8 protein-coding genes are annotated in these 9,992 nt (G+C 67.7%); 5 read left to right on the top strand and 3 right to left on the bottom strand.

The features are described from left to right. Window position 1: 1 nt before the first annotated feature. A complete protein-coding gene (locus CCR98_RS06190; protein WP_232463092.1) occupies window positions 2-1,678 on the bottom strand; it encodes a ShlB/FhaC/HecB family hemolysin secretion/activation protein in 1,677 nt (558 codons plus the stop codon). A 365-nt stretch (window positions 1,679-2,043) separates the two neighbouring features. On the opposite strand from CCR98_RS06190, the gene CCR98_RS06185 reads away from it, so the two are divergent. The 4 genes from CCR98_RS06185 to CCR98_RS06170 all read left to right on the top strand — a co-directional run bounded on the left by CCR98_RS06185 (window position 2,044) and on the right by CCR98_RS06170 (window position 7,707). Then, a complete protein-coding gene (locus tag CCR98_RS06185; protein WP_087921913.1) occupies window positions 2,044-2,436 on the top strand; it encodes a barstar family protein in 393 nt (130 codons plus the stop codon). A gap of 134 nt (window positions 2,437-2,570) precedes the next feature. After that, window positions 2,571-5,162 carry a DNA mismatch repair protein MutS gene (gene mutS, locus CCR98_RS06180; protein WP_087921912.1) on the top strand — a complete coding sequence of 864 codons (2,592 nt, stop codon included), beginning with the start codon at window positions 2,571-2,573 and terminating at the stop codon, window positions 5,160-5,162. A 322-nt stretch (window positions 5,163-5,484) separates the two neighbouring features. Continuing rightward, entirely contained in the window at window positions 5,485-6,996 is a 1,512-nt protein-coding gene (locus tag CCR98_RS06175; protein ID WP_198361079.1) for a catalase, read from the top strand. Window positions 6,997-7,104: 108 nt separating this feature from the next. Then, window positions 7,105-7,707: a DUF937 domain-containing protein gene (locus CCR98_RS06170; protein WP_005408604.1), complete on the top strand. Its 603-nt coding sequence runs from the start codon at window positions 7,105-7,107 to the stop codon at window positions 7,705-7,707. 37 nt (window positions 7,708-7,744) lie between these two features. Here CCR98_RS06170 and CCR98_RS06165 read toward each other — a convergent pair whose 3' ends face one another. Next, a complete protein-coding gene (locus CCR98_RS06165; protein ID WP_087921910.1) occupies window positions 7,745-8,152 on the bottom strand; it encodes an RNA-binding S4 domain-containing protein in 408 nt (135 codons plus the stop codon). A 9-nt stretch (window positions 8,153-8,161) separates the two neighbouring features. Next, window positions 8,162-8,401, bottom strand: coding sequence for a hypothetical protein (locus CCR98_RS06160; RefSeq protein WP_087921909.1), 240 nt, complete (start codon window positions 8,399-8,401; stop codon window positions 8,162-8,164). Window positions 8,402-8,463: 62 nt separating this feature from the next. Here CCR98_RS06160 and CCR98_RS06155 point away from each other — a divergent pair, with 62 nt between their 5' ends. Then, window positions 8,464-9,936 (top strand): MATE family efflux transporter, encoded by a 1,473-nt coding sequence (locus tag CCR98_RS06155; protein ID WP_087921908.1) that lies wholly within the window; start codon window positions 8,464-8,466, stop codon window positions 9,934-9,936. Window positions 9,937-9,992 lie beyond the last annotated feature (56 nt).

The raw sequence follows: 9,992 nt of genomic DNA, 5'->3' as shown, positions 1-9,992 counted from the left end.
ATCAGTAGCGCCACGCCAGGCTGAAGCCGAAGGTGGTGTAGTCAGTCGGGAAGTTGGAGGGCTTGTGCAGGGCCGAGCCCACGAAGCCATCCCAGGAAAGCTGCTGCCAGCCGCCGCGCAGGCCCAACGCCATGCCGGCCAGTTCCCGGCCGGATTGCCATTGCGCCGAAGGCCCGCCGATGCGGCCGTAGTCGGCGGCGACGTAGAACTCCTGGCCGCCGCCGATGCCCAGCGACAGATCATTGCGCAGCGACCAGCCACGCTCGCCGCTGAGCGAGCTTTCGCCATCGAAGCCGCGCACGGTATAGCGGCCACCGATGGCGAAGCGGTCCTGTGGCGAGAGCGGCGTGCGGTTCCACTGCGCGCGCCATGCGGCGGTGTAGCGCAGGCGCTGCGTGCCCAGCTGGAACGGCACACTGAACTGCGCGTCGGCGGTGATCAGCTTCATCCGCGAGGTGCCTTCCAGCGGCAGCGTCGGGTCCCACTGCTGCGCCCTCTCTTCCGGCGAGCGCAGGGCGTGGAAGGCGCCGGTGCCGCGCCGGTATGCCAGCGTGGCGTCAAGCGTGGCCGCGCCGATGAACTGCTTGTGGGTCAGGCCGAGCTCCCAGCCCGAGGTACGGCGACGCTGCACCTCGATCTCGGTATCGTCGATGTAGTTCTTCGACGTGCGCTGCCAACCGCGGCCGTAGATGCCCAGCTTGGTCTTGGCGTTGCGCAGCAGCAGGCGATCCACGCGTGCCTCGGCGTTGCCGCTGCGGCCGCTGTAGTCATAGCTTTCGTACGCGCCCACCACGTTCTGGCTGTAGTCGTAGGCGCTGGCGGTGGCGCCGAACAGCCAGTAGCCGTAGGGCACGTCGTAGTGCGCGGTCCAGCTGTTGGTGTCCTTTCCCCGGCCATTGAACACGCCACGGCCGGCGCTGACGTAGAACAGCTCGTTCAGGCCCAGCGGATTGTCCAGCGACAGCGTCGCGTTGGCTTGCAGCTTGCCGGTTCCGCGGCTGCCGGCATCGTCCAGGGTGACGCTGGCGCGTACCGGTGAGCGCTGCTTCCAGTCGATCTGCAGGTCGCTCTGGCCCGGCGCCGCACCCTCACCGCCGGCCGGCGCGATCTTGATGTCGGCGCTGACCGTGGGCACGCGCTGCAGGTTCTCCAGCCCCTGCTCGATGTCACGCAGGTTGAGCAGGCCGCCGCTGCGGATCGGCAGCGCATTGGCAATGGCCGGAGGCCGGCCCTGCAGATCGGAGAACACGGCCTCGCGGAACCGGCCCGGCACCACCGACAGCGTCAGCGTGCCCTGGTTGAGGTCCTGCGGTGCCGACAGCACCCGCGTGGTGACATAGCCACGGGCGATGATCGCGTTCTGCACGCGTTTCATCACCACGTTGATGCCTTCGGTCCCCAGGCAACGGCCGGTGGCCGGATCATCCACCGGGTCGGCCGCGGCCAGTGCCCAGCCGAAGCGCTGGCTGTCGTCGCCTTCCAGCACGATGCGGTCAATGCGCACGCAGGGCTGCTCCCGCGCCGGCAGGTGCTCGCCGTCCTTCGGCGCATCCCGCTCCAGGCGGACGTCAGGGCGTTGCTCCTGCTGCTCGCGCAGCACGCGTTCGCGTTCCTGTTGCCGCAGCAGTTCCTGCGCGGCTGGATCACCGGCCTGCTGGGCGGCCACACTGAAGGTCATGCCAAGCAACACCACCCACCCACCACCACGGCACACCTGTCGTGCCTGCTTCTTCCCTGACCGCACAGTCTTTTCCTGATATTGATGCAGGCCGTCGGGCGCTCTGTCCGGAAAAGGACAAGGCATCGACGTGCCGGCTTGATTCGGGTCTGCCGTCGCACACGCGAGAGCACGCCGCCGCGCGAAGCGCAGAAAGGCGCAAAGGGTATCGGCCGCTACAGGAACTTCTATAGGGAAGATTGCAAATTCAGTCGGCTGCGCGGTATCACACCGCAAACGCCCGGGAAGCATGCGCGCTCGGGCCATGGCGCGAACCCTGGTCGTTCAGCACGCCGGCTTTCGCCTGCTGACGCTACAGTCGGCGCATGACCGTTCTCCTACAGATTGAAGGCGCCGCCATCAATGACATCACCAGCCTGTACGCGGAGATCAACCGCGTGTTCATGGCCGGCGAAACATGGCAGCTCGGACCCAGCCTGGACGCGCTGGACGACCTGCTGCATGGCGGCTATGGCGCGTTGGCCGGCCGGGCCCAGGCCACGCTGATCTGGCGCGACATCGCCCACAGCCGCACGGCCCTGGGCGTGGAGACCACCCGCCAGTGGCTGCAGGCCAAGCTGGACACACCGGGCAGCTTCAATACACAGGCCATTGCCCGCCAGCTGCAGGCCCTGCAACAGGGCGAAGCCCCGACCTACTTCGAGATCGTCATGGAGATCTTCCGCGGCCACCGGCAGATCACCCTGATCCCGGCCTGACCCCGCTGCTGTGCCGTACCGGTCTGCCATCGGTGGCGGCAGCCCTGCGCCCCAGCAGTTACCATTGACAGCCCAGTACCCGCTCCGCTGCCGCCGCCCTCCGGCGCGGCCGGACGCCCAGATCCACGAGTCCCATGTCCAAAGACAAGTCCGCCGAACACACCCCGCTGATGAAGCAGTTCTTCGCAGCCAAGTCCGACTATCCGGACCTGCTGCTGTTCTTCCGCATGGGCGACTTCTACGAGCTGTTCTACGACGATGCGCGCAAGGCCGCGCGCCTGCTCGACATCACCCTGACCCAGCGCGGCAGCTCCGGCGGCGCGCCGATTCCGATGGCCGGCGTGCCGGTGCACGCCTATGAAGGCTATCTGGCACGGCTGGTGGCGCTGGGCGAATCGGTGGCGATCTGCGAACAGATCGGTGACCCGGCGCTGGCCAAGGGCCTGGTCGAACGCAAGGTGGTGCGCATCGTCACCCCCGGCACCGTCACCGACGAAGCGTTGCTGGACGAGCGCCGCGACACCCTGCTGATGGCCCTGTCGCGCACGAAGCAGGGCTACGGCCTGGCCTGGGCCGACCTGGCCGGTGGCCGCTTCCTGGTCAACGAAGTCGAGACTGACGACGCGCTGGAAGCCGAGCTGGCCCGACTGGAACCGGCCGAGCTGCTGGTGCCCGACGAAGAGAACTGGCCGGAGTTCCTGCGCCAGCGCACCGGCGTGCGCCGCCGTGCGCCGTGGCTGTTCGACGCCGACAGCGGCCGCCGCCAGCTGCTGAGCTTCTTCAAGCTGCATGACCTGAGCGGCTTCGGCATCGACGACAAGCCGCGCGCGACCGCTGCCGCCGGTGCCCTGCTCGGCTACGTCGAGGAAACCCAGAAGCAGCGCCTGCCGCACCTGACCTCGATCGCGATGGAAACCGCAGGCGAAGCGATCGCGATGAACGCGGCCACCCGCCGCCACCTGGAACTGGATACGCGCGTCGACGGCGATACCCGCAATACCCTGCTGGGCGTGCTCGACAGCACGGTGACGCCGATGGGCGGGCGCCTGCTGCGGCGCTGGCTGCACCGCCCGTTGCGCCTGCGCGAGGTGCTGGTACAACGCCACCATGCGGTGGAAACCCTGATCGACCGTGGCAGCGACGCCGATATCCGCGAGCAGTTCCGCCGCCTCGGTGACCTGGAACGCATCCTCACCCGTGTCGCGCTGCGTTCGGCGCGACCACGCGATTTCTCCACCCTGCGCGATGGCCTGGGCCTGCTGCCGGCGGTGCGCGACGTGCTGGCGCCGCTGGATTCGCCGCGCCTGCAGGCCCTGCATGCCGCGCTGGGCGAACACGATGAGTGCGCGCAGCTGCTGGCCAGCGCCATCGCCGAAATGCCGCCGCTGAAGCTGAGCGATGGCGGCGTGCTGGCCGACGGCTTCGATGAAGAGCTGGACGAGCTGCGCCGCCTGTCCACCCATGCCGACCAGTTCCTGGTCGACCTGGAACTGCGCGAGCGCGAGAGCAGCGGCATTCCCACCCTGAAGGTGGGCTACAACCGCGTGCACGGTTACTACATCGAAATCAGCAAGGGCCAGTCCGACCGCGCACCGGTGCACTACACCCGCCGCCAGACGCTGACCAATGCCGAGCGCTACATCACCGAAGAACTGAAGGCGTTCGAGGACAAGGTGCTGTCCGCGCGCGACCGCTCGCTGTCGCGCGAGAAGTACCTGTACGAGCAGCTGCTGGATACCCTTGGCGGGCAGCTGGAGCCGCTGAAGCAGTGCGCCGCCGCACTGAGCGAACTGGATGTGCTGGCGGCCTTCGCCGAACGCGCGCAGGCGCTGGACTGGGCGCGCCCGGAGCTGCAGGCCGAGCCGTGCCTGAAGATCGAGCGGGGCCGCCATCCGGTGGTCGAGGCGGTGCGCGAGCAGCCGTTCGAACCGAACGACCTGGACCTGCATCCGGACCGTCGCATGCTGGTCATCACCGGCCCGAACATGGGCGGTAAATCAACCTACATGCGGCAGAACGCGCTGATCGTGCTGCTGGCCCACATCGGCAGCTTCGTGCCGGCCAGCCGTGCGCTGATCGGGCCGATCGACCGCATCCTCACCCGCATCGGCGCCGGCGATGACCTCGCCCGTGGGCAGTCGACCTTCATGGTCGAGATGGCCGAGACCAGCTACATCCTGCACCACGCCACCGCGCATTCGCTGGTGCTGATGGACGAGATCGGACGCGGCACCTCCACCTACGATGGCCTGGCGCTGGCCGATGCGGTGGCCCGCCATCTCGCCTACCAGAACCGCTGCTACACGCTGTTCGCCACCCATTACTTCGAGCTGACCGCGCTGGCCGACGAGCAGCACGAGGGCGGCCGCAGCGGCATCGCCAACGTGCACCTGGATGCGGTCGAGCACGGCGAAGCGCTGGTGTTCATGCACGCAGTGAAGGACGGCCCCGCCAACCGCAGCTTCGGCCTGCAGGTGGCCGCACTGGCCGGCCTGCCGCGCGCCACCGTGGCGCAGGCGCGTCGTCGCCTGGCCGAGCTGGAGCAACGTGGCGGTGAAAGCCATGCCGCCGAACTGGCGCCGCAGGCGCTGGATGCGCCACAGCAGTTCGGGCTGTTCGCAGCACCGTCGAACAAGGCCCAGGAAGCGCTGGCCGCCATCGACCCGGACGAGCTGACCCCGAAGCAGGCGCTGGAAGCCCTGTACCGGTTGAAGGCGCTGCTGTAACCGCAGCGCACGCCCAAGGCCTCCCGCCTACCTTGCGGGAGGCCCATCGAAAGGTTCTGCAAATCCGATTCTGAGTTTCAATTGACAGAATCTATCATCATGAATGGATCATTCGATTATTCATTTCATCTGGCCCTAGCTAAAGTCGAGTGAAGATGTTCCACCCCGTCTTCACCCGCAGGAGCCAGCCATGAGCCAGTCCGATAACAACAGTGCCAAATGCCCGTACCACACCGCGCCGTCGCCTGCGGAAGGCGCCGAGCAGCAGCGCGAGCTGAGCACCACGCCGAAGCAGAAGCACGGCGACGATCCGGTCACGCCGATGACCACGGCCTTCGGCGCGCCGGTGGTGGACAACCAGAACAGCAAGACCGCCGGCCCGCGCGGCCCGCTGCTGATGGAAGACGTCTGGCTGCTGGAAAAGCTGGCCAACCTCAATCGCGAGATCATTCCCGAGCGCCGCATGCACGCCAAGGGCTCGGGCGCGTTCGGTACCTTCACCGTCACCCACGACATCAGCAGGTACACCCGCGCCAAGCTGTTCGAGAAGGTCGGCAAGCAGACCGAGATGTTCGCCCGCTTCACCACGGTGGCCGGCGAGCGTGGCGCCGCCGACGCCGAGCGCGACATCCGCGGTTTCGCACTGAAGTTCTACACCGAAGAAGGCAACTGGGACCTGGTCGGCAACAACACCCCGGTGTTCTTCCTGCGCGACCCGCGCAAGTTCGCCGACCTCAACAAGGCGGTCAAGCGCGACCCGCACACCAACCTGCGCAGCGCGCGCAACAACTGGGACTTCTGGACGCTGCTGCCCGAAGCGCTGCTCCAGGTGACCGTGGTGATGAGCGACCGCGGCATTCCGCGCAGCTTCCGCCACATGCACGGTTTCGGCTCGCACACCTACAGCTTCACCAACGCCGACAGCGAACGTTTCTGGGTGAAGTTCCACTTCGTCAGCCAGCAGGGCATCGAATCGCTGACCGACGCGCAGGCGCAGATCCTGGTCGGCCATGACCGCGAAAGCCACGGCCGCGACCTGTTCGCCGCGATCGAGAAGGGCGACTTCCCGAAGTGGAAGCTGTTCATCCAGGTCATGCCGGAGCTGGATGCGGAAACCTACCGCGTGCATCCGTTCGACCTGACCAAGGTGTGGCCGAAGAGCGACTACCCGCTGATCGAAGTGGGCCAGTTCGAACTGAACCGCAACCCGGTCAACTGGTACCAGGACGTGGAGCAGTCGGCGTTCGCACCGAGCAACCTGGTGCCGGGCATCGGCCCGTCGCCGGACAAGATGCTGCAGGCTCGCCTGTTCGCCTATTCCGATGCGCAGCGCTACCGCCTGGGCGTGAACCACCACCAGATTCCGGTGAACGCAGCGCGCTGCCCGGTGCACAGCAACCACCGCGACGGTGCGATGCGCGTGGACGGCAACTACGGCGGCCTGCCGCACTACGAGCCGAACAGCTACGGCCAGTGGCAGGAGCAGCCGCAGTACCGCGAACCGCCGATGAAGATCCGCGGCGACGCCGACTTCTGGAACTTCCGCGAGGACGACGCCGACTACTTCAGCCAGCCCGGTGCGCTGTTCCGCAGCTACAACCAGGCACAGAAGGACCGCCTGTTCGCCAACACCGCCCGTGCCCTGGGCGATGCGCCGGACTTCATCAAGCAGCGCCACATCGACAACTGCAGCAAGGCCGACCCGGCCTACGGCGCCGGCGTCGCCGCGGCGCTGAAGGCGCTGGCCAGCCAGCCGTCGGATCCGTTCAAGCCGGCGCAGCCGGAAGCGGACTTCCCCACCGCCACCCCGGGCGCCGAAGACATCGAGCTCTGATCGCCCTGCCCCATGAACGGCACGCCGCCTCCCCGTGAGGCGGCGTCGCCGTTTTAACGGTCCGCGTCGTACCTTCTGCACGCCCAACCTCAATCAAGGATTCCGCAGATGAGCCTGACCGACGAACTTCTCGCCAAATTGCAGGGCGCTCCGCTGCAGCAGGTATCGCAGCAGCTCGGCATCAGCGATACCCAGGCGTCCGGCGCGATCAGTGCCGCGCTGCCGGTGCTGATGGGCGCGCTGGGCAACAACGCCTCGCAGCCGCAGGGCGCGCAGGCGCTGCTCGGCGCCTTGCAGAACAACCACAGCGGCCTGGACCTGGGCAGCGTGCTCGGCTCGGTGCTGGGTGGCGGTGGCGGTGGTGCCGCCAGCGACGGCGCCGGCATCCTCGGCCACATCTTCGGCGGCAACCAGCAGAAGGTGGAAACCGGCCTGGCCCAGGCCACGCAGCTCGACAGCGGCCGCACCAGCCAGCTGCTGCAGATTCTTGCCCCGATCGTGATGGCCTTCCTTGCCCAGCGCCTCGGTGGCGGCCAGGCCGACGCCGGCTCGCTCAGCCAGGCCCTCGGCCAGGAAAAGCAGCAGGTGCAGCAACAGGGCGGTCTTGCCGGTGGCCTGCTCGGCAGCCTGCTGGACCAGGATGGTGACGGCCAGCTCGGTGTGGGCGACCTGCTGAAGATCGGCGGCAGCCTGCTGGGTGGCAAGCGCTGAGCCAGGCGGCGCCGGGCCGGGCCCGGCGCCCCGTTTCCTACAACGCGTCGATATCGCCCAGCGCGCGGATCAAGCGCCGTGCGCGCTTGTCCGGCTTGTGTTCCGGCGGCTGGAAACCATCGCGTGCTGCGATGCGCAGCGCACGCAGCTCGGCGCGCCGGGCCTTCGAGGCCTCGCTCTCCGCATACAGCTGCTGCGCCGTCGGTGCGGGCCCGCGCTGGTCGCTCAGCCCCAACACCTGGATCTCGAAATGCTCCTCGCCGCGATCCACCTGCAGCTGCTCGCCGACGCGCACCGCGCGCGAGGATTTCGGGCGCTGCCCAGCCACGCTGACCTTGCCGGTCTCGATGGCCTGCTTGGCCAGGCTGCGGGTCTTGAAGAAACGGGCCGCCCACAGCCAGATGTCCAGGCGGACACTGGGCGACAGCGGGGAAAGCTCGGTCATCGGCAGGGACTACTCCGTTCGCTTGTTCAGGGGACGCGGGTTGTCGGGGTCGGTGCGGCAACCGCTGCCCCCGATCAGGGTGGGTACGCCAGCAGACAGATCCTGGCGCTGGCTGCCGACCAGGCACTCGGGGCGATCGGTCGGCCGCACCTGGGTATCGCCCAGCCGGTCACCTGTCGAACATGCGGCCAGTACGGCGCCGATCAAGGCCAGCGCCATGCTCCACTTCACCTGCAGTCGTTGATGCATTGCCACATCCCGCAAACCGGCTTGGTGCTAGTGTGCGCCTCCCGGGATTCGATCACCACTCCATGGCCAAAGCGCCGCTTGACCTGACCTCCGGCCCGATCGGGCGCAATCTCCTGTTGTTTTCCCTGCCGATCCTGGCGGGCAACATCGCGCAGTCGCTGAACGGTTCGGTGAATGCGGTCTGGGTCGGGCGCTTCCTCGGCGAGGCGGCACTGACCGCCACCGCGAACGCCAACAACATCATGTTCTTCCTGATCGGCTCGGTGTTCGGCTTCGGCATGGCCTCGACCATCCTGATCGGACAGGCCATCGGCGCGCGTGACATCGCGCAGGCGCGGCGCGTGGTCGGCACCAGCGCCACCTTCTTCATCGGCCTGTCGGTGATCATCGCCATCGCCGGCTGGTTCATGGCCCATCCGCTGCTGGCGGCGATGGGCACGCCGGCCGCCTCGCTGCCGTTGGCCGAGGCCTACCTGCAGATCATCTTCCTGGCGATGCCGACGCTGTACGCATTCGCCTTCCTCACCGCCGCACTGCGCGGTGCCGGTGACTCGCGCACGCCGTTCCGTTTCCTGATGGTGTCGGTGGCGCTGGACATCGTGCTGAACCCGGTCCTGATCTTCGGCATGGGGCCGTTCCCCGCGCTGGGTATCGCCGGCTCGGCCTGGGCCACGCTGGTCGCGCAGACGCTGTCGCTGGCCGGCCTGCTGCTGTACATGCGGCACAAGCGCCACACCCTGTGGCTGGGCCGCGCCGACATGCGCCTGTTCAAGCTCGACATGACCATCCTCAAGGCGCTGGTGGTCAAGGGCGTGCCGATGGGCCTGCAGATGGTGCTGATCTCGCTGTCGGTGATCCTGCTGATGACCATGGTCAACCAGTACGGCACCGACACCGGTGCGGGGTACGGCGCTGCCCTGCAGCTGTGGAACTACCTGCAGATGCCGGCGATGGCCATCGGCGCAGCGTGCTCGTCGATGGCCGCACAGAACGTCGGTGCGCAGCGCTGGGACCGCGTGCGCGGCACCGCACGCCAGGGCGTGCTGTTCAACTTCCTGCTGACCGGCGCACTGATCCTGCCGCTGGTGGTGTTCGATCGCCAGCTGCTGGCGCTGTTCCTGCCACCGGCCAGCCAGGCGCTGGACATCGCCCGCCACCTCAACCACGTAGTGATCGGCTCGTTCCTGTTCTTCGGCGTCAGCTTCGTGATCTCCGGCGTGGTGCGCTCGACCGGCGCAGTGATTCCGCCGCTGCTGATCCTGGCCGGCTCGCTGTGGGGCGTGCGCGTGCCGTTCGCCGAACTGCTGCAGCCGTACTGGGGCGCCGATGCGATCTGGTGGAGCTTCCCGGTCAGCTCGCTGGTGTCGATGCTGCTGTCGCTGGCCTATTACCGCTGGGGTGGCTGGCGCAAGGCGAAGATGATGGGAAAGCCCTCGCACGCCGAAGAACTGGCCACGCCCTCGGAGATTCCGGCCTGCCCGCCCTCGCCAGTGGCCGACCCGGATGCAGCGCTGGAGCCAGCCCCGCCACGTTGAGGTGGGTGCGGACCGTTGGTCCGCACAGGCTGTCAGCCGAGCATGGGCTCGCCGCT

The organism is Stenotrophomonas sp. WZN-1, assembly GCF_002192255.1.
Classification (GTDB): domain Bacteria; phylum Pseudomonadota; class Gammaproteobacteria; order Xanthomonadales; family Xanthomonadaceae; genus Stenotrophomonas.
The sequence above is the reverse complement of the archived record's forward strand: the minus strand, read 5'-3'. Positions and strand labels throughout refer to the sequence as shown.